This window comes from Psychrobacillus sp. NPDC096389, from assembly GCF_044762855.1.
GTDB lineage: Bacteria > Bacillota > Bacilli > Bacillales_A > Planococcaceae > Psychrobacillus.
The window spans coordinates 878,231-899,035 of the sequence record NZ_JBIWFB010000001.1 but is presented as its reverse complement, the minus strand read 5'-3'; the positions used below and the strand labels follow the sequence as shown (position 1 = coordinate 899,035).

The following is a 20,805-nucleotide window of genomic DNA, read 5'->3' as shown; positions in this document are numbered from 1 at the left end:
ATTATAGTTAGGATGTGCTTTATATGTTACGAAAAATACCAATTATACAATTAATAATTCCCCTTATTTTTGCTTATGCCTTTGCTTGGCTAACCTTTTCAAATGTAAAAGTATTTTGGTACTTTTATGCCTTTACAACTTTATTCCTTATGTCACTTGCTTATTATTCCGCTAAAATAGAAGATGAACTAAATACATTTCACTACCTCATCCTCAGTATAGCTTTCGGAGCGCTTACATATGCCCTTTTATTTATTGGTTATAAACTGATCGACCTTACTCCATTTATGTCTACCAAAAGTATCAATTCTTTTATCCATAAATTTGGGCCTTCATCCATATGGCATTACTTGCTACTTTTATTTATCATTGCACCAGGTGAAGAAATTTTTTGGAGAGGTTTTATCCAACAACAACTCAAAAAATATCTTCCGCCGGTATTTGCTATTACAGTAGCTGCAGCATTATTTAGTATGTCATTTGCTATTAGCGGATTTTGGTTAGGAGTACTAGCGGCCTTCATCGTCAGCCTTGTTTTCGGCTTTTTATACGAATGGAAAAAAAGTATGCCGCTAATTATTTTAGCTCATATTACGATGCTCATACTACTTTTTCTAGTAATACCATTTACTTGAAAAAGAAACATTATTACAACTAAAACGTCTATTTGAAAAAGGAGCTGAATCAATGTGAAAAAAATCTATACGTTACTTTCCATTCTTTTACTAACAATCTTACTTGCAGCTTGTGGAACGGACACCGCAAATGACATTACAGAGCCGGAGTCACAAACACAAACTGACAATACTGAAAATATCCAAGAAGAGACTCAAGCTGAAGGTGAAACGGACAGTGTGACTTTACCAGAAGTAGAGCTTGAAGGTACTCAAGTTCAAAGTGAAACACAAAATTATATGATTACAGTAATAGATGGCTTTGAACTAACTGCTGAAGAGCCAAATAAAGATTTACTATTCAATCAAGAAAATGATCTACAGTCCATGCGAATCGAGACATTTAGTACAGACGATACAACACTCGAGGACCTAACAAAAAACTTAATGGATACATTGCAAGCTTCCAACGATAATGGAACAGTAGAAGAAATTACGGATCAAAACCTAATACCAACAAACGAATCTATTGAACATATGAATGCTTATCAAATAGATACGCCAGATGGAAAAGTAATTGGCTATACATTTGAGCGAGAAGGATTACTTGTAAAGCTTACTGTTTTTGATACAACAGAAACACCAGCCGTTCAGAACTTTGTACAAATGGCTTCAACCATTCAAGCCAAATAAAAACTTCGGGCCTTAACTGGCTCGAAGTTTTTTAGTTTATTAAGAAAGGTTCTTAATAGATAATCCTAATTTCTTTAGAAGTTCTATCACTTGTTCCTTTTCTTCTTCCGATAAAACATCCATCAATTGTTTCAGTTGTTGCTCATGTCTTGGGAAAAGTTCGTCCATAAATGTTGTACCCTCATCTGTGATTTCCGCATATGTAACACGTCGATCAGTATCACTGGAAACGCGAGTTATATACCCTCGTCCTTCTAATTTATCTACTACATAGGTAATCGAACCACTTGCTAGCAAGATTTTATTACCAATTTGTTGAAGTGGCTGTTTTCCTTTATGATAGAGAAGTTCTAACACCGCAAATTCTGTCGGGTTTAATCCATTTTCTTGAAAAAACTGATTGGTACATTCATGAATTACTTTATGTGCACGAGACAATACAACAAAAAGCTTTAATGCATTGTTCGGTTGTTCATTTGTCATTCTTAGTCATCCTCACCTATAAAATTGACATTAGCTATCATTATATAGGTTATCCTATGTTCTTGTCAAAATAGGATTAAATCTCTTTCCGTAGTGGAAGTATGAATTTAAAGCTAGTTCCTACTCCTTCTTCGCTTTCTACTTCAATTGTTCCCCCATGAGATCGGATGACTTGAATGCTATGTGACAACCCAAGCCCTGTCCCTGTGGACTTTGTTGTAAAAAACGGTTCGAATATTTTATCTAGTTTGTCCTTTTCAATTCCTTGACCTTGGTCTTTTATCTCAACACAAACATCTTTCTTTTCAGTATACGATACCTTTATATTTATTTTGCCACCTTTTGGCATTGCTTCAATGGCATTTTTAATTGAATTCATAAAAACTTGTTTAATTAAATTTCGATCTCCCCAAAAATTGCTTAAGCTTTCTGTTTCTGGATCGAGGATTACTTCTATATTTTTTAATAGTGCCTGTGGCGCCATAAAATTAACCACTTCTAATAATAATACTTGTAAATCGAAGTACTCAAATTTATTACTCGTTGGTTTGGACACTTCTAAAAACTCGGTTAAAATTTCTTCCATGCGTTTTATTTCATCGTTAATGACCGCTAAATACCTTTTACCATCCTCATTCGTTGTTTGTTGCAGCAATTGTGTAAACCCTTTTAATGATGTCATTGGATTGCGTATTTCATGCGCTATGCTTGCAGCTAATTGACCGATTGTACTTAATGATTCCGTATGATTTAATCGTTTTTTCATCTGAATCTTTTCAGATTCGTCATGAATTTCCGTCAAGTATATATTGGTGTCTTCCTGTTTGGATACTTTTATATGAATATATTTTAATTCACCTAAAAAAGTTCGAATTTCGCTGAAAAGCTCCGCATGACCAAAACGAATAATTTCTGCAACGAAGGCCTTTTTACTTTCGTATGAATCTACAAACAAGTCCAAAATCTTCAAAGCACTAAAGCCAATCACTCGATTTTTATCTATTTGTAATATTTCCTCTACTTGTGCATTCATTTCTATCACTATTCCTTGTTTATCAACAAAAAGTAGACCATTTGAAAAAAACTGAAATATATGTTCGAATTTTTGTCTGTATTCATACTCCACTAGCACAAACTTCACCAAACCTCTCATAGCGAATGAATTTCATAAAATTGATAAATACTAAACAATGAAAATTGCAAAACGAAAAACACCGAAATATTCATTAATTCTGATTATTTCATATCATCTATGTTTTTGATATGATACTTTTCACCTATATTGTCGACATGCAATTTCACTGTTACAATGATTATACAAAAGAAGGAGTTATGAATAATGAATATAATTTTAACTACGCTGAATGCGAAATTCATTCACACAAATTTAGCATTACGCTGCTTAAAAGCCTACGCTGAACCTGAATATTCCCCCCTTATAGTCGAATATACGATTAAAGATCCTACTTATAATATTGTAGCAGATCTATATCAAAAAAAGCCGGATATAGTTGGATTCAGCTGTTATATCTGGAACATTGAAGAGACGATTAAAGTAATTAAAATGTTAAAAACTGTAGATCCCTCTATCACAATCATTTTAGGCGGCCCCGAAGTTTCATACGATACAAACATATGGTTACGTCAAGTAAAAGAAATTGACTATATTGTAGTTGGAGAAGGCGAACATGCATTTAAAGAGTTGTTAAACTTCTTACATAATAAGCAACCGCTAAATGATGTTCCTGGTGTAGCTTATGTACAAGACGACAAATTTATGCTTAATCCGCTACCACCGAAATTAGATTTACGAGAATCACCTTCACCATTTCGTTTTACAGAAGATCTTCCAAACTTATCAAAGCGGGTTATATATATTGAAACAAGTCGCGGTTGCCCATTTTCTTGCCAATTTTGTTTGTCCTCTATAGAAGTTGGCGTTCGTTATTTTAATCGAGATAAAGTAAAAGAAGATATTCGCTTCTTAATGGCAAATGGCGCAAAAACAATCAAGTTTGTTGACAGAACATTTAATATTAGTCGGAGTTATGCGATGGAAATGTTCCAATTCCTCATTGATGAACATTTACCTGGTGTGGTGTTTCAGTTTGAAATAACTGCAGATATTATGCGTCCGGAAGTTATCCAATTTTTAAATGACAATGCACCTGCTGGACTTTTCCGTTTCGAAATTGGAGTTCAATCTACAAATGATTTAACAAATGAGCTAGTAAAACGTAGACAGAATTTTGAAAAGTTGCAACGCACTGTCACGATGGTGAAAAGTGGTGGAAAAATAGATCAACACCTAGACTTAATAGCCGGATTACCTGAGGAAGATTATGATTCGTTTAGAAATACTTTTAATGAAGTATTCGATATGAGACCAGAAGAACTGCAACTTGGATTTTTAAAACTCCTTCGTGGTACAGGTTTACGTGTAGAAGCGAAAAAATATGGTTATGTTTATGTCGATCAAGCACCTTATGAAATCTTTTCTAATAATGTTTTAACGTTCGAAGATATACTTCGTATTAAACAAGTAGAAGATGTGCTAGAAAAATATTGGAATGCACATCGAATGGATAATACACTTGAATATTTATTCGCTTATGTATTTGAGACGCCATTCGACTTTTTTCAACAATTCGGGACATTTTGGGAAGAAAGAAACTGGTCTAAAATTGGGCATCAGCTAGAAGATTTGTATACTCGTTTATTCTCCTATTTACAAGATCAAGAAAATATTCCTTTGCAAACGATTCAAAGTGTGATGAAACTTGATTATTTATCGAAACAAAAATTCCAACCGCGTAAACCTTGGTGGGAAAATGATATGGATAAAGAAAAACAATCTGCAATATACAAGCAACTAGTAGATAATCCTTCAATTGCTGGAGATGAGTTTGTTTCGTTCAAGTTAAACGAGCGCGAGTTATATAAGCAAACGTTTATTACCCCTATTTCTATTTGTGTAGAAGCTTATAAAGATGGAATCATAAAGGAAAAAGATGGTTATTTACTAACTACTTTCGGTAAAAGTGAAACTGCACATTTTTCGATGGTTGAACTTAGTAAAGTGCAGAGTATACTTTAAGTGCATCTTGTCTTCATTGTTTCTAGCCTTCTTTGAAAAGTATATTGGCTATATCATTATGAGGTAAGCTATAAATAAGAGATGTGAAGTCAACCGTTGATCAATTAAAGTCATCCATTAAATTGTTTATTATATTTGCGACAACTCAAAAGGCACTCTATGTATAGATGCTTTTGGAGTTCTTTGAATGAAAGTGAGTTCTACACCATTATCGAGACTTCTTTATGTGCAGGGATGCGACTTCGTCGCATCCCTGCACATTTTTTTCGGTAATCGTGTGGCAATCGTTCTTCCATCGCACTCCAAAAGCAGGTGGAATCAAAGTGCCAAAGCTTTTAAGGACAAAAGAATAGCCACTTTCCTATTCATATAAAAGCAGCCAAAGATGCAATTTTGGCTGCTCAGTCCTTCTCTTTCATATTTCCGCCTTTCATTGGCAATCACTTTAAGCTACACTAAGCCACCGGTAATGTTGTAATAATTATTTCGTCCAAAACCAACCTAAAATGTACAAATGAAAAATGAGATACTTGCGCATATGTGGTGAATTTATAATGATAGAAATTAGCAAATCAACGGAAATGGTATCTTTTCTTACTCTAAAACAACCGAGCAACTCATCCCATTAAAGGACTGTTGGCTCGGTTGTTTTTTTACCCAATAATTACGCGTTCTTTAGGGAATTGATACTTGGTTTTATTACTTTTTCCTCCTAGTGAAAACAAGAAAGAGAGCATGCCTACCCGACCGATAAACATAAGCACCATCATTGTTACTTTACCTATATCCGACAACTCACTTGTTATTCCTAGCGACATACCGCAAGTTCCAAAAGCAGAAGTAATTTCAAATATTAGAGAGGTAACCGGTATATCAGGTTCTGTAACCGACAGTAAAATAGTAGCTACAAATACCATTATTAATGCGAGTGTAATTACCGCAAACGCCCGGAAAACATCAATTAATTGTATTTCTCGGTTAAAAATTTGAATACTGTCTTTTCCTCTTGAGAAATTGATCAAAAACAATAATGCAACCGCAAAAGTCGTTGTACGTATTCCTCCACCAACAGAACTTGGAGAAGCTCCGATAAACATGAGCGCACTCATCAAAAATTCCGTTCCCTCGTTAAAACTCGTTATGTCCATCGTAGTAAGTCCTGCCGACCTTGTCGAAACAGAGTGAAAAAAGGCAGTAAAAAACTTTTCATGCCACGACATTTCTTGAAAAGAGTGGAACATTTCTAGTAAGAAAATCATAATCGTTCCAAATAGTAAGAGAATACCATATGTGATCGTAGTAAGCTTAGTAAATAGTGAAAAACGAAAATTTTTATTTTTATTTTTCAAAAATGTTTTTACTTCTATTAGAACCGGAAAGCCAATAGCACCAAAAATGATTAAAAAGCTCGTAATAATTTGGATGAAGTAATCATTATGATATGGCCGTAAAGATTGCCCTGTAATATCTAGCCCAGCATTCGTAGTTGCCGATACCGAAGTAAAAATCCCCTGCATCATTGCTTCCTGAAACGAATCAAAATACTGGGTAAAATATAATGTTAATAAAATTGCCCCGATTAATTGTATAACTAAAAGCAGTTTTACAATTTCTCTTATTAAGTGAACGACTCCTGACAAAGTAGGCTGGTTATGATCGACCATAATGAGTTGTCTTTCTCTCAAACCGATTTTTTTACCGGAAATAAGCCAAATAAAAGTTCCCAATGACATTATTCCGATGCCACCAAGTTGTAAAATAAAAATAATCACAATATATCCGAACACACTGTATGTATCTGAAATACTAATCGTTGTAAGTCCAGTAACACTTACTGCACTTACTGCTGTAAAAAGACTATCTATAAAGTTTACTGATACCCCTGGTCTATGAACCCCCGGTAAACTAAGCAGCATGACGGAGACAGCAATTGCGATAAAATAATAGGTTACGATAGCTTGAGCAGGAGTAAATTTAGTTTTAAGTTTTAGTGGTGAGTGTTTCATACATAATAGTTCCTTTCAGACTTTCTTTGTTAACCCATTGTAGAAAAAAAAAGCATAAAAAGATAGTTAAAACTATCTTTTTATGCTTTATATATTATTTACTTGCTGGCCCATTTTTATATTTAGCTACTCCTAGTACATAACCACCAATTGCAATTACAAATAGGACTGTCCAGAATATAATACTCCATACTGTTGAATGTGGGAAATGCTCATCTAGTATGCCAACACCTGGATGTGAAAGTGTTAATACTGCAAGTTTAACCCCTACCCATCCAACAATCAAGAATGCTGCTGTTTCAAGTGTAGGATACTTTTCTAATAATTGAACAAATTTATGTGCCGCAAAACGCATAATAATAAGCCCTATTACACCACCAAAGAACATAACAGCGAATTGCCCTGCATTAATACCGCCAATATCGTAATTACTTACATGTGGTAATGTAACGGCAATCGCAACTGCTGCAAGCATAGAGTCAATTGCGAAAGCGATATCCGCTAGCTCTACTTTTAAAACCGTCATCCAGAAACCAGAACCTTTTTTCTCTTTTCCTTGACCTTCTTGTTCCAAACTATTGGATTCATCGTCATCATTACTCTTCCGTTGATCGTAAATATGCTTAATGGAGATGAATAACAAGTAAGCTGCACCGATTGCTTGAACTTGCCAAATGTTCACTAAGAAAGTAATCATAAATAACGCTAAAAATCTAAAGACAAACGCACCAAGTAATCCATAAAATAACGCTTTTTTCTGCTTATCTTTTGGTAAGTGTTTTACCATAACAGCCATTACGACTGCATTATCGGCTGCAAGTAATCCTTCTAGCCCAACTAGTACAAGTAATACCCAACCATACTCTAACAAAATTCCTAAATCCATCAATATCCTCCTCTTTTTTGCAAATAAAAAGACCCTTGCCTAAAAAAAGGCAAAGGTCTTGCTAAGCAAATTTAATAATTGCTATCATAACCGATGGCAAAAGCCATGTAATGACGACTATGAAATAGGTTTCCCTATAGCTACTCCCCTTTGACGTACGTCAAAAGTGTATTCTATTATGATATTCATTATACAGACCATTTTTCCATTTGTAAACATATATTACTTAATTGTAAGATGGGATTTTTGATTAACCAACTTACTCCACTAAGATTACACAAGGAAAGTGGAAAAATTGCATCTTTGGCTGCTTACTGTATAAATAGGAAAGTGGTTATTCTTTTATTTCAAAAGCTTAGGCACTTTAGATACTCAGCTATTGCAGTGCGATGTACGAACGACTACCATACGATTAACGAAATAATACGAAAGGGATGGGAAAAAGTCGCATCCCTTTTGTTCCAAGAAGTACCGGTAATGGTATAGAACTCGTTTTAAGCAATTCATAAGCACCTAATGTTTTATCACCAAGTTAATAAAATTTTACTTTTAACTTTTAGTTAATCCACATTTGTAATAGTTGAAGCCTTTTTTCTCGTTTCTTTATCAAATAAACTGTAAATCACAGGTACAACATATAATGTTAAAAACGTCGAACTGATGAGACCACCGATAACGGTTATACCCATCGGTTGATTGATTTCCGTTCCTTCGCCAATCCCTAAAGCGAGCGGAACTAATCCTAAAATGGTCGTCAACGCAGTCATTAATATAGGACGAACTCTGTCTTTTACCGATGTTGTAATTGCATCATACGATCCCATACCTTCTGCTTTTCGCAGATTTATATAATCCACTAACACAATTCCGTTATTCACGACAATGCCCACTAATATTAAAATACCAATAACTGCTGAAATACTTATTGGAGTAGCCGTAGCAAATAGACCAATGAATATGCCAATTGTAATTAGCGGTACTGTAAACATAATAACAAATGGATATTTATATGATTCAAACTGGGCTGCCATAACGATATAAACTAATACAACTGCCAATAAAACAGCCAAAATCATATCATCTTTCGCATTATCCAATAACTCTCTATCGCCGCCAAAAGAGACGATTACATTATCAGCAAGGGCAGCATCATCAATCGCTTCATCCACCATATCAGACATTGCTCCTAAAGAATATGTCGCTTCATACTTAATCGTAAAAGTAACTGCTCCCGCTTGGTCCACCCGTCTAATCGTTAATGGACCTTCTGCAATTTCAATATCCGCCACATCTTGTAAGGTTATATATTGGCCTGAAGGAGTTCTAAGCTTCAACTGTTTCAATTGGTCGACACTGCTTCGAAATGCTTCATCATATTGGACATAAACACCATATACATCTTCTTGTTCCGAAATTATTTGCGTTGCAAATGCTCCTCTTGTTACATTATTGACCGTTTGTGCGATTTGAATCGGCGCAAATCCATATTCTGTTGCAGCGTCTCGTTTAATAGTAATTTGTACTTCCTCGATTGTTTCCGTTAAATCGTTTCTAAAACTAGTGACACCGGGCATTTTTTCAACTTCATTTGTAATTGCTTGAACTGCGTTAGTAAGATGTTCATTGTCTACTGAAGAAATTGTAAAAGAAATGGAATTTGGAGCTGAACCTGCTGCAGTTTGCATATTAAAGTTCACTTCCACATTTTCTCCGGCGATTTCTTTTACTTTGGGCTGCACTTCATCAACAAATGCAAAAATTGAACGTTTTCTTTTTTCTAAAGGAATCATTTTTACGTATATTTCCGCTCTATTGGACATCGAAGTCCCTCTTGATTGACCTTCTTGATTGCCTCCGACAAAACTTACGTAAACTTCCACATCACTTTCTTTTTGTAATTGTTGCTCTATACTTTTTACTACTTCATCTGTAGCAGCTAAAGTAGCCCCATTTTCTAGCCTCACTACAATGGTTACAAAACCTTCGTCCGTTGCAGGTAAAAATTCTGTGCCTATACGGAATAATCCAAATGTAGAAGTAACTAATAAAAGAACGGTCATCGAAAGAATAATTGCACGGTGGGATAATGCCCATTTGACGGATCGCTCGAAATTATTATATGCCTTCGACCGACGTCTTTTCGCTTCTAAATTTCCTTTTGATTTTTTTAACATTCTACTAGCCATCATCGGAACTACTGTTAGTGCCACAACTAAAGAAGCAAACAAACTAAACGAAATAGTTAAAGCAAATTCCTTGAAAATTTGACCTATTAAGCCAGATAAAAATAAAACTGGTACAAAAACTGCTACCGTCGTTAAAGTAGAAGCAAAGATTGCACTAGCAATCTCTTTCGTCCCAATTAAAGCTGCCTCTTTTGGTTTCTTACCTAATCCTAAATGCCTTTCGATATTTTCAATTACCACTATAGAATTGTCTACCAACATTCCTATACCAAGTGCTAATGCACCTAATGTCATAATATTTAAGGTGAAACCAGCAAAGTAAATTAAAACAAATGTCACAATGACGGAATATGGAATAGCGACACCTATAATAATTGGGCTCTTAATACCTCTTAAAAAAACAAATAATACAAACATCGCCAAAACTGCCCCTGAAATAAGGCTAGTCCCAATATTGTCGACCGCTCCCTTTACATAATCTCCTTGGTCAAATAAAATATTTGCTTTTATGTCCTTGTAAGACTCTTTTGCTAGCTGCACGTCCAACGCTTGTTGAAATGCTTTGGAAACACTGGCAGTATTTGCACTAGATTCTTGAAAAACAGAAAGTAGAACGGCTGGTTCATCATTCGCTCTCGTATCCGAATTTTGCGCTCGTTCGGTTAACTCGACTGTAGCAACATCCGCGATCGTTACTTTTTTTCCATCAAGCGGATTTACAGTAATAACTAAGTTTTTTATGTCATCGACCGTTGTCAGTGTGCTAACAATTCGAGTTGTCAGAGTTTTTTTATCTGCCGTTTCAATTGGGTTTCCAGGAAGCGATACATTATTTGCTCGAATTAGTTGTACAATGTCTGACTGAGTTAGCCCTTTTTCTTCTAAAGCAGGCTGATTCAGCTGTATTTGCACTTCTTCTATAATGGCACCAGATACATTAACACTCGCTACACCTTCCGTGCTAATGAGATCTTTTTCAAGTCTTTCAGCTACTAAACGAATATCTTCACCCGAACTCGTACCACTTAAGGCTAGTTGAATTACTGGAAATTGGGCAGGATCAAACTTTAAAAACTGTGGCTTTGCAGCATCCTCTGGCAATACCGTCATATCTAGACGTTGCATCACATTCAGCTCGACGTCGTCCATGTTAGTAGACCATTCAAATTCCAGTAAGATAAAATTGGCACTTTCCTGAGAAGTGCTTTTTATCGATTTAATCCCGGGCAACGTACTTAACGAAGTTTCAAGTGGCTTTGTAATTTTTTCATTCACTTCGACTGGACTTGCCCCAGGATAACTCGTCACAACAACCGCTACTGGAGGATTCAAATTAGGTATAAGTGTGGTTGGTATTTTGAAAAAAGAAACTCCACCTAAAATGATAATCAAGAACATAATAACAGTTGTAAATACTGGTCTTTTTATGGAGAAATTACTTATATTCATTCGCACGTCCACCTTCTTATTTGCTATTACTATCATATGCTTTGGAAAGAAAGAGTTCAAATTTATTATGGATAAAAAATGAAGATGGATTTTGTTTGTAGAGTGGATCTTGCGGTTTTGGGAGGTCATCTTGCGATTAAGAGAGTCTATTTTGCGATTCCGAAAGTGGATCTTGTGATTCTCACTGGGTATCTTGCGATTCTAGTGGGATATCTTGCGATTTGACGATATCTTGCGATTCTGAGGGCGGATCTTGCGATTCAGGGAGTCTATTTTGCGTTTCCTAAAGTGGATCTTGTGATTATCAATGAGTATTTTGCGATTCTAAAAGTCTATCTTGCGATTGGTAACACTCCCCCATCCAATTACATAAAAAAGACTACCTCCTAGAAGGCAGCCTTATTACTTACAGTAGATTATACAATTTTATATGCTCATATTTATCTTGGAACCAACGTGTTGCAAACTCATTTTCAAATAAGAATACATAATTATCATAGCGATCTTTAACTAGCATACTTCTTGGACCAGTCATGGACTCTTTTACATCTTCTTCGTTTTCGATCCAGCGGGCTACTTTTGATCCGATTGGCTCCATACGAACTTCTACGTTGTATTCATTTTTCATACGATGCTCGAACACTTCAAACTGCAGCTGTCCAACTGCTCCTAAAATAACTTCTTCGGTGTGAAGCGTTTTGTAATATTGGATCGCACCTTCTTGCACTAATTGTAAGATCCCTTTGTGGAAGTGCTTCGATTTCAATACGTTTTTCGCTGTAACCTTAACGAATAACTCAGGTGTAAATTGTGGAAGCGCCTCATAATTAAATGCTTTTTTCCCACCTACTACTGTATCTCCGATTTGATAGTTACCAACATCGTAAAGTCCGATAATATCTCCCGCTACAGCTGTTTCGACTGTTTCACGGTCATCCGCTAAAAATTGAGTGGATTGTGTTACTTTAAACGTTTTCCCTGTACGTGCGAGCGTTATTGTCATGCCTCTTTCAAATTTACCAGAAACAATTCGAACGAATGCAATACGATCTCGGTGAGCAGGATTCATATTCGCTTGAATTTTGAAAATGAAACCTGAAAACTCTTCATTTAAAGGATTAACTTCTTCCTCATTGTCCGTACTGCGAGGTTGAGGCGTCGGTGCAAATTGTAAGTATGTTTCTAAAAATGTTTGTACTCCGAAATTTGTTAGAGCACTTCCAAAAAATACCGGTGTTAAATCCCCCGCAAGTACTTTTTCTTTATCAAAATCATTTCCTGCTTCATTCAAAAGCATAATATCTTCCATTGCTTGTGTATAATAGGAAGTTTGTTTCATGGAATGATCGACTGCTAATTCCCCTTCTTCATCTAATGGTAGGAATCGTTCAGATTCATCTGTACGGAATTGCTCGATTCGGTTATTATAGCGATCATAGATTCCTAAAAACTCTTTACCCATACCGATTGGCCAGTTCATCGCGTAAGACTGAATCCCTAGTACTTCTTCTAACTCTTCCATTAGCTCTAGTGGCTCTTTCCCTTGGCGGTCAAGCTTGTTAATGAATGTGAAAATCGGAATTCCACGCATACGACAAACTTTAAAAAGCTTTAACGTTTGTGCTTCTATCCCTTTGGCAGCATCGACAATCATTACAGCACTATCCACGGCCATTAATGTACGATATGTGTCTTCACTGAAGTCTTGGTGCCCAGGTGTATCTAATATATTAATCCGGCAATCATTAAAATCGAATTGCATTACGGATGATGTAACGGAAATACCACGTTGCTTCTCAATTTCCATCCAGTCAGACGTTGCAAATTTCCCTGATTTCTTTCCTTTTACTGTTCCTGCATCACGAATTGCTCCACCAAAATATAAAAGCTTTTCCGTAATAGTTGTTTTACCAGCATCCGGGTGGGAAATTATTGCAAAGGTTCTTCTTTTTAATATTTCATCTTGTGTTTTTATGTCCATTCTGTTATATCTCCTTCTTATTCACTTATTTATCATATGGATTTAAGGCAAAAAAAACAAGTAAAAAAGAATCGGTTTGACCCGATTCTTAACTTATTTTTGAGTTTACATATGCGTATAAAAGCTCTGCTGTATTTTTTAGTGAATCTATATGGGTACGCTCGTAGGCATGGGAAGCCTCAATCCCCGGTCCAAATAATGCATGCTTCACATCAAATCCAGCTCGGATAGCAGCAGATGCATCGGAACCGTAATTAGGGTAAATATCTAATTTATAGTCAATATTTTCCCGCTTCGAAAGCTCAACTAATTGACGAGTCAATTCATAATGATATGGTCCTGATGAATCCTTTGCACAAATAGAAACAGTATATTCATCGGATGTTTGACCATCGCCAATTGCCCCCATATCTACAGCGATATATTCTACTGTTTGCTCAGGGATGTTTGAATTTCCACCGTATCCGATTTCTTCATTGTTAGAAATATAAAAATGGGTAGTATGTGGTAGCACTATATTATTTTCTTTTAATGTTTTAATCAGTTGAAGTAGTAGAGCAGTACTTGCTTTATCATCTAAATGGCGAGACTTGATAAATCCAGTGTCCGTCTCTTCAAAACGAGGATCAAATGAGACAAAATCACCTACTTCAATTCCAAGTTTTCGTGTACCTTCCGCATTCGTTACTTTTTCATCAACTCGAATTTCCATATTTTGTTCATCTCTTGGTAAAGCACCAGCATTTTTATAGACATGCACAGTAGTTTGATGCATTAAAATCGTTCCACGAATTTTTTTCCCACTCGCTGTATGAATTGTGCAGTATTCTCCTTCTACAGCATTCCAATTGAAACCACCGATCATGGAAAGTTTTAATCTTCCACTTGATTTAACTTCCTTTACCATTGCCCCTAGTGTATCTGTATGAGCCGTCAATAGTCGATGTTTGGAATCGTCTTCCCCTTTGATTGTAGCGATAAGCGCACCTTTATTCGTTCGAGTATAAGTAACTTGTAGGTCTTTTAATAAATTCTCCATAAAATCCATGATCTCTTTTGTATAACCTGATGGACTTGGAATTTCCACTAATTGTTTTAACAAAGAAACCGTTTCTCTTTCTTGAAATATATATGACATACATTGTTCCTCCTATATTTTAAACATTTCTTTATCTTACCAAATTCTGATATATTCAGAAAGCTCTTATTGCGGTATTATAGGAAATAATAATTGACTAAGGGGTGCATAATGGACAATTTTCACGCTTATCAAAACAGGCTTTTCTACATAATATTTGCTTTGTTTGCTTCATTACATTTCATATTAGAAATAATTTTTGGAGGTTTTGAAGAAAAGCTCACTTTATTAAGCATCCTATGCTATTTGGCTATTTTATTGTCCCTTTATTTTAGTAATTTTAAAGGGGCTATAACTCCTTATTTACTCGTAATATGCTCAAATTTGTATACCCTGCTTACAAACATTTATAGTGAGGAAATTTCCTTTATTCTCTTTTTCATATACCCTGTTTATATCTCAATTTTGTACCACTCTATTTTACCACGAGTCATCATATTTATTATTACATTATTGGAAATATACTTTTTGATTTATTTTCAAAATCCACCCTATGATTTGAATCTAACTTTGTATGACTTAAATATCTTTATCTTACTCTTAATCGTAATAATAACTACCTCTATTGTTAATACATTATTTGAGAAAAAGTATTGGGCAAATCTTTCCGATCAAAATCAATCTATGCGCAAAGAGTTAAACTCGAGAGAAGGATATTTACAATTATTTTTTGATAATGCAAAAGACAGTATTGCAGTGTTTGACACGAACAATAAGGTAATTGAAGTAAACCCAGCCTTTGAGAAATTATATGGTTGGAAAAGAGAGGAGATTATCGGTCAAAATATTCAATTCGTTCCACTATATAATAAGGAAATTGTCGAGCTTCGAATGAAAGAAATTAACGAGGGAGTAAGTTATAGCTTGTTAGAAACGCAAGAGATGAAAAAAGATGGCTCCTTGTTTGATGCAGAGCTAACATTGTCACCTATTTATGATCATGATGGTCAATTAATTGCGTCATCTGTTATAAGTAGAGATATAAGCTATAAAAAAGAATCGGAGAAATTACTACTACAATCGGAGAAACTAAAAATGGCAGGCGAAATAGCAGCAGGGATGGCACATGAAGTTCGCAATCCGATGACAGCAATCTCAGGATTTGTCCAATTGATGGGTAACCATCCGGAATATCCGTATTCTAGTTATACAAAGGTTATCGAAAAAGAAATCGAACGCATTAACTATATTATTAGTGAATTCCTAGTTTTAGCTAAGCCACATTTAACAACGGCTAAAAAATATCATTTAAAAACAACACTTGACGATATCCTTATGTTATTTCAATCCGAATTGAATTTAAAAGGAATTGTCTACTCCAACGAGTGGTCAGCTGGTGACGCATATATTTTTGGAGAAGAAACTCAAATGAAACAAGTACTCACGAATATTATAAAAAATGCAATTGAGGCAATTACTGAAAACGGAAAAATAAAAATCTGTAGTACGATAGAACAAGAAAATATCGTCCTAATAAAAATTACAGATAATGGGGTTGGGATGGATGAAGAGACGCTCCAAAATATATTTTCCCCTTTCTTTACAACAAAAGAAAAAGGGACGGGCTTAGGTATGATGATTTCTGAGAAGATTATTGCCGATCATGGGGGAAAAATCTTTATCGAAAGTGAAATAGAAACAGGAACATCTGTAACCATTCAACTCCCCTTTACATTGGAAGAATAAATAAACAGTTACTAATAAGTAATTATGTAGAAGGTGATTTTGTGAATTCGTTAAAAGGGAAAAAAGTATTGATAACAAGTGGAGGAACACTTGAAAAATGGGATAATGTTAGAGGACATACTAATTTAGCAAAAGGAAAAATTGGTTGTTATTTAGCTGAAGAAGCGTTGAATAAAGAAGCAGAGGTTATCTATTTACACGGATATTTTGCGGAACTTCCTGAAAACCATCATAAAATGCGTTTAACTGCTTTTGAAGGTATAGAGGATTTAGGAGAAAAAATCAAAAATATCGTGCAATCTGAGAATATTGATATTGTAATAATGGCAGCTGCCGGTTCAGATTGGGTTGTTGAGAAAGTATTAGACCAACAAGGAAATCCAATTACAGAAGTAGGAAAAATGTCTAGTGATGAACCTCCAATCATTCATTTTAAAAAGGCACCGAAAATATTAGCACAAATAAAAAAATGGAATCCTAACTTATTGCTTGTCGGCTTTAAGCTAGAACATACAGATGATCTAGCTTACTTAGTAGAAAAGGCAAATCTTCGAATGACTACTTCAAGCGCAGAATTTATGGTCGCTAATAAATCAGGTGCTCTATATGGTGAAGAAGCAGAACATTATATTGTTTCAAAATTTCGAGCACCCCAAAAATACATTAGTAAAAAGGACACCGCAACTGCTTTAATATATTTGCTTGCTGATTATTTAAACTAACTAACCTTCCTCAACGAATAGATATTATAGTGAGAATAAATAGTTGGCAAAGCTTATTCCATTGGATTGAGCTATAAAAAAACACCGCATTTGCGGTGTTTTTTTATTTGATTATATGTTTACGTTGAAAAAGAGAATTCTAATTATCAGCCCGTTTTCATTTTAATAATCCTCTCACTAATTTCACTTTATTTTTATATGGAGGAAATACAATATTAACAGGGATGGACGTGTTTTTTTTCATGATCGATTTTTGGTGAGTAAACAAAGTAAAGCTAGCTTTCCCATGATACGCTTGTACTCCAGAATTACCTACACCACCAAAAGGTAAATAAGCACTTCCCGCATGTGAAATTGTATCATTTATACAACCTCCTCCAAACGGTAGATGTTGTAAGAAATAATTTTGTGCCCCTTCATGCTCACTAAACATATAAGCGGCAAGTGGTTTTGGCAATTTACGAATTTGATGAATGATAGCTGGTAGATCTGTATAACCTATAATCGGTAATATTGGACCAAATAATTCCTCTTCCATAGAAGGACTTGAAAAATCTACTCCTGTAAGTAAAGTCGGTTCTATATACAAATCAGCACTGTCTGTTTTTCCACCGAAAATAATTTGATTTTTTTCTTTAGCTAAAATTTCTTGTAAACGATTAAAATGATTTATATGAACCATTCTACCGAAATCCGGACTATTTTGAATTGATTTGCCATAGAACTTTAAAATAGCTTGTTTTAAAAGTTCCATAAATTTTTCTTTCACGTTCTCTTCCACTACGACATAATCAGGGGCAATACAAGTTTGACCTGCATTAATGAGTTTCCCCCAAATGATTCTTTTAGCCGCAACTTCTAAATTCGCAGTGTGATCAACAATTGCCGGGCTTTTTCCACCCAGTTCCAGTGCAATAGGTGTCAGTCTTTCAGCAGCGGCTTTCATTACTATTTTTCCAACTTTCACACTGCCCGTAAAAAAGATAAAATCAAATGGAGCATGTATAAGCATAGAAGTTTCTTCTTTCTCTCCTTCCACTACTCGAATATAAGTCGGATGAAATGCCTCCCCAATTATTTTTTGTACAATCTTTGTTGTGTGCGGAGTTGCCTCGGATGGTTTTATCACGGCACAATTTCCACCAGCAATAGCTCCTAGCAATGGCTCCATCACTAATTGAAAAGGATAGTTGAACGGAGCAATAATTAAAACCGTTCCATATGGATCATGCACGATAAAACTTTTCGAAGGCATAAGTGTAATCGGTGTTTTGACTTGTTTGGGTTCCATCCACTTTGCCAAATGTTTGATCATAAATGAAATATTATCGTATACTAACCCAATTTCAGTCGTATATGCTTCGAACTCGCTTTTTCTTAAATCTTGATAAAGTGCTTGTATAACTTCTCTTTCATATTTTTTTATCGTATTTTTTAAAATCATTAATTGTTCCATTCGAAATTTAGTTGATTTGGTAGTACCGGTATTAAAAAAATCTTGATGTTCCTTCATTATTTTATCTAATTGTTGTTCCGTAAAATACATGTAAACATCTCCTTCGTGTATAACTGGCTTTTAATGAATCATACTATTAGTTTCTGGATTAAGAAAGAATATTACATTGCGATGGATGCGTGCAAAAATTCTTTTTTCGCGATACATGAGAAACAAATAATGTGGAATACTCTTAATGTAGAGAGAAATTCTTTTTTATGCATTCCAATCCATTAGTCTATAAGTCTTACTTTTTGGTGTATGATATTTGATTCATCTTTCAGAAATTCAGTTTATTTGTGAAACTTGTTAGGGTATACACATGTCAAATGGATAACAGGAAACTAAAGGAGGAAATGAACATGACAGAAACAGAAACATGGTGGGAACCAATTTTTACAGGTGCATTTGCAATGGGGCTAAACAAAGAACGATTAACTGAATTAGACGAAGAAGCGTTTTTATACTTTAAAGAAGACCTAGACGAAACGGAGAGTAATAATTGAATATACTTTCTACATGAAATCAGCTTTCCCTTCATATAAAAAGGAAAAGCTGATTTTTCATTATAATCTCTCCCCTTTGTCTATATGTTAAACTTATTTTAGGTGATGAAGATGAAAAAATGGATTTTACTTATTGTCGTTTGCATATTATTCGGTTGTGAAGAAATTTCCACCGATATAAATACACAAACTAACCAAATTCCCGTTGAAGTTATGGAGGTTATAGACGGTGACACAATCAAAATAAAATATAAGGGAAATGTTGAAAAAGTACGATACTTGCTAATTGATACCCCTGAGACGAATCACCAAACGCTTGGAAAACAGCCATTTGGAGAAGCAGCAAAGACTCGAAACAAAGAACTACTAAATAGCGGAGATGTCACCATTGAATTTGATGTAGGAGAACAATTGGATGATTATAATCGAATGCTTGCCTATATTTACGTGGATGGTGTCAGTGTCCAAGAAACTCTTTTAAAAGAAGGATTGGCACGGGTAGCCTACGTCTTTCCGCCAAATACAACATACATAGATGAATTTGAAAAAGCAGAGGAAATAGCCAAAAACGAAAAAATTGGTGTATGGGAGACAACAGGCTATGTAACAAATCGAGGATTTAACGCTGCTGTAATAGACAATAAAAGTTTATTCGAAGAAAGTGGAAAATGCCTTATAAAAGGGAATATTAATCGTCAAGGAAAGAAAATTTACCATATGCCAAGTGGCAAAAACTATGAGGAAACTAAACCGGAAGAATGGTTTTGTACGGAAGATGAAGCTGTGAAAGCGGGTTTCCGTCCTGCTCAACAATAATATAAATAATGTTGTTAAATAAACTTTAAGCAAGCATCCATTTTGAAAAAAACAAAATGGATGCTTGCTTAAAAAATTTTAGAAATAAGATGCCTTCAATGATCATTAAAGCGAATTTATGCACTTACTTTATATTTCAATTTTATTTTTGAAAAGTACAAAAATAAATAGCAACCTGTTATGACGACAACGCTACCCATTGCTTGTATCAAAGTCATTTGTTCTCCAAGGAATAGAAAAGCTAAAACTGCCGTAAATATCGGATTAAAATTTAGAAAAACTCCGGATGTCGTTGAACCTAATTTTTGAACACAAATATTCCAAAGCAACATACATATAACTGTTGAAACTACCCCTGTATATGAAATAGCAACTAAGAAAGAAGCATCTATATTGGAAACATCAAAATTAGATATACCAAAAGGCAAGAGAACAATTAGTCCAAAAATAGCGGAATACAAAGTAGACATCAAAGCCGAAACTTTCGTCATAGCCCATTTGGTGCAAACTGTATATAATCCCCATACACATACAGCAGCTAACATCCATAAATCTCCTGTATTAAAATTTAATGAAATCAAGTAATCTAGTTTCCCTTTCGATAGGACAAGAAGGACACCAAAAAGAGAAAAAATCATTGAAAAGAATTGGAGTAAATTAATTTTTTCTTTCAAAAATATAAAAGAGCAGACAGCGATGGAAATCATATTTAGAGTAGATATTAATCCTACATTTGTAGCGGTAGTATGCTCTAATGCTAAAAATTGCAAAAGGTTAAATAGCACAACTCCTGTTACTCCCATAAAGAATAAAGAAAGTAGAGCATTTCGCGGTGGCAGAATCTTCTTTTCCTTCCACCATACAAGCGGTACTAGGCAAACGACCGCTATCACCCATCTCAGAGTCGTCAGGGTGATTGGTGACGCATGCTCAACAAGAGATTTACTAACAACGAAATTTCCTGCCCAAAACAAACAAGTTAATAAAAGCAAGACATAATACTTAATCGGCATTCCTTCTTCTCTATCCCTTCCATTATCACTGCTT

16 protein-coding genes are annotated in these 20,805 nt (G+C 35.0%); 7 read left to right on the top strand and 9 right to left on the bottom strand.

Annotated features, from left to right (window positions below):
• Positions 1 to 23 precede the first annotated feature (23 nt).
• Complete coding sequence (locus ACIQ38_RS04190) at positions 24 to 635, top strand: CPBP family intramembrane glutamic endopeptidase (RefSeq protein ID WP_402818404.1); 612 nt, start codon at positions 24 to 26, stop codon at positions 633 to 635.
• Between the two features lie 54 nt (positions 636 to 689).
• A complete protein-coding gene (locus ACIQ38_RS04185) occupies positions 690 to 1,307 on the top strand; it encodes a hypothetical protein (RefSeq protein ID WP_402818402.1) in 618 nt (205 codons plus the stop codon).
• Between the two features lie 39 nt (positions 1,308 to 1,346).
• On the opposite strand, the gene ACIQ38_RS04180 is transcribed toward ACIQ38_RS04185, so the two are convergent.
• Entirely contained in the window at positions 1,347 to 1,790 is a 444-nt protein-coding gene (locus ACIQ38_RS04180; RefSeq protein WP_402818399.1) for a MarR family winged helix-turn-helix transcriptional regulator, read from the bottom strand.
• Positions 1,791 to 1,866: 76 nt separating this feature from the next.
• Complete coding sequence (locus ACIQ38_RS04175) at positions 1,867 to 2,931, bottom strand: ATP-binding protein (RefSeq protein WP_402818396.1); 1,065 nt, start codon at positions 2,929 to 2,931, stop codon at positions 1,867 to 1,869.
• Between the two features lie 198 nt (positions 2,932 to 3,129).
• Between ACIQ38_RS04175 and ACIQ38_RS04170 the strand changes: the two genes are divergently transcribed.
• Entirely contained in the window at positions 3,130 to 4,887 is a 1,758-nt protein-coding gene (locus tag ACIQ38_RS04170; RefSeq protein ID WP_402818393.1) for a B12-binding domain-containing radical SAM protein, read from the top strand.
• Positions 4,888 to 5,540: 653 nt separating this feature from the next.
• On the opposite strand, the gene ACIQ38_RS04165 is transcribed toward ACIQ38_RS04170, so the two are convergent.
• From ACIQ38_RS04165 to ACIQ38_RS04145, 5 genes are all read right to left on the bottom strand, one after another.
• Positions 5,541 to 6,893, bottom strand: a complete 1,353-nt coding sequence (locus ACIQ38_RS04165) for a TrkH family potassium uptake protein (RefSeq protein ID WP_402818391.1) — start codon at positions 6,891 to 6,893, stop codon at positions 5,541 to 5,543.
• A 94-nt stretch (positions 6,894 to 6,987) separates the two neighbouring features.
• Positions 6,988 to 7,779 carry a TerC family protein gene (locus ACIQ38_RS04160; protein ID WP_402818388.1) on the bottom strand — a complete coding sequence of 264 codons (792 nt, stop codon included), beginning with the start codon at positions 7,777 to 7,779 and terminating at the stop codon, positions 6,988 to 6,990.
• A gap of 560 nt (positions 7,780 to 8,339) precedes the next feature.
• The gene (locus ACIQ38_RS04155) at positions 8,340 to 11,414 is read right to left on the bottom strand and encodes an efflux RND transporter permease subunit (protein ID WP_402818385.1); all 3,075 of its coding nucleotides are present in this window, start codon (positions 11,412 to 11,414) and stop codon (positions 8,340 to 8,342) included.
• A 406-nt stretch (positions 11,415 to 11,820) separates the two neighbouring features.
• Complete coding sequence (locus ACIQ38_RS04150; RefSeq protein ID WP_402818383.1) at positions 11,821 to 13,395, bottom strand: peptide chain release factor 3; 1,575 nt, start codon at positions 13,393 to 13,395, stop codon at positions 11,821 to 11,823.
• 88 nt (positions 13,396 to 13,483) lie between these two features.
• Positions 13,484 to 14,533, bottom strand: a complete 1,050-nt coding sequence (locus ACIQ38_RS04145; protein ID WP_402818380.1) for a M42 family metallopeptidase — start codon at positions 14,531 to 14,533, stop codon at positions 13,484 to 13,486.
• 468 nt (positions 14,534 to 15,001) lie between these two features.
• Here ACIQ38_RS04145 and ACIQ38_RS04140 point away from each other — a divergent pair, with 468 nt between their 5' ends.
• Together ACIQ38_RS04140 and ACIQ38_RS04135 are read left to right on the top strand one after the other, a co-directional pair.
• A complete protein-coding gene (locus ACIQ38_RS04140) occupies positions 15,002 to 16,219 on the top strand; it encodes an ATP-binding protein (RefSeq protein WP_402818377.1) in 1,218 nt (405 codons plus the stop codon).
• A gap of 41 nt (positions 16,220 to 16,260) precedes the next feature.
• Positions 16,261 to 16,941: a phosphopantothenoylcysteine decarboxylase domain-containing protein gene (locus ACIQ38_RS04135; protein WP_402818374.1), complete on the top strand. Its 681-nt coding sequence runs from the start codon at positions 16,261 to 16,263 to the stop codon at positions 16,939 to 16,941.
• 157 nt (positions 16,942 to 17,098) lie between these two features.
• On the opposite strand, the gene ACIQ38_RS04130 is transcribed toward ACIQ38_RS04135, so the two are convergent.
• Positions 17,099 to 18,487, bottom strand: a complete 1,389-nt coding sequence (locus ACIQ38_RS04130; protein ID WP_402818372.1) for an aldehyde dehydrogenase — start codon at positions 18,485 to 18,487, stop codon at positions 17,099 to 17,101.
• 311 nt (positions 18,488 to 18,798) lie between these two features.
• On the opposite strand from ACIQ38_RS04130, the gene ACIQ38_RS04125 reads away from it, so the two are divergent.
• Together ACIQ38_RS04125 and ACIQ38_RS04120 are read left to right on the top strand one after the other, a co-directional pair.
• A complete protein-coding gene (locus ACIQ38_RS04125; protein ID WP_402818369.1) occupies positions 18,799 to 18,942 on the top strand; it encodes a hypothetical protein in 144 nt (47 codons plus the stop codon).
• A 111-nt stretch (positions 18,943 to 19,053) separates the two neighbouring features.
• Positions 19,054 to 19,758: a thermonuclease family protein gene (locus tag ACIQ38_RS04120; protein WP_402818366.1), complete on the top strand. Its 705-nt coding sequence runs from the start codon at positions 19,054 to 19,056 to the stop codon at positions 19,756 to 19,758.
• 116 nt (positions 19,759 to 19,874) lie between these two features.
• Here the strand turns inward: ACIQ38_RS04120 and ACIQ38_RS04115 are convergent, their stop codons facing one another.
• Positions 19,875 to 20,771 carry a DMT family transporter gene (locus tag ACIQ38_RS04115; RefSeq protein ID WP_402818364.1) on the bottom strand — a complete coding sequence of 299 codons (897 nt, stop codon included), beginning with the start codon at positions 20,769 to 20,771 and terminating at the stop codon, positions 19,875 to 19,877.
• Positions 20,772 to 20,805: the final 34 nt, after the last annotated feature.

Bases quoted from the DNA above. Each gene is read 5' to 3' on its own strand.
- ACIQ38_RS04190 (WP_402818404.1), top strand. From the start codon at position 24: ATGTTACGAAAAATACCAATTATACAATTAATAATTCCCCTTATTTTT.
- ACIQ38_RS04180 (WP_402818399.1), bottom strand. From the start codon at position 1,790: ATGACAAATGAACAACCGAACAATGCATTAAAGCTTTTTGTTGTATTG.
- ACIQ38_RS04170 (WP_402818393.1), top strand. From the start codon at position 3,130: ATGAATATAATTTTAACTACGCTGAATGCGAAATTCATTCACACAAAT.
- ACIQ38_RS04165 (WP_402818391.1), bottom strand. From the start codon at position 6,893: ATGAAACACTCACCACTAAAACTTAAAACTAAATTTACTCCTGCTCAA.
- ACIQ38_RS04160 (WP_402818388.1), bottom strand. From the start codon at position 7,779: ATGGATTTAGGAATTTTGTTAGAGTATGGTTGGGTATTACTTGTACTA.
- ACIQ38_RS04155 (WP_402818385.1), bottom strand. From the start codon at position 11,414: ATGAATATAAGTAATTTCTCCATAAAAAGACCAGTATTTACAACTGTT.
- ACIQ38_RS04150 (WP_402818383.1), bottom strand. From the start codon at position 13,395: ATGGACATAAAAACACAAGATGAAATATTAAAAAGAAGAACCTTTGCA.
- ACIQ38_RS04145 (WP_402818380.1), bottom strand. From the start codon at position 14,533: ATGTCATATATATTTCAAGAAAGAGAAACGGTTTCTTTGTTAAAACAA.
- ACIQ38_RS04130 (WP_402818372.1), bottom strand. From the start codon at position 18,487: ATGTATTTTACGGAACAACAATTAGATAAAATAATGAAGGAACATCAA.
- ACIQ38_RS04125 (WP_402818369.1), top strand. From the start codon at position 18,799: ATGACAGAAACAGAAACATGGTGGGAACCAATTTTTACAGGTGCATTT.
- ACIQ38_RS04120 (WP_402818366.1), top strand. From the start codon at position 19,054: ATGAAAAAATGGATTTTACTTATTGTCGTTTGCATATTATTCGGTTGT.
- ACIQ38_RS04115 (WP_402818364.1), bottom strand. From the start codon at position 20,771: ATGCCGATTAAGTATTATGTCTTGCTTTTATTAACTTGTTTGTTTTGG.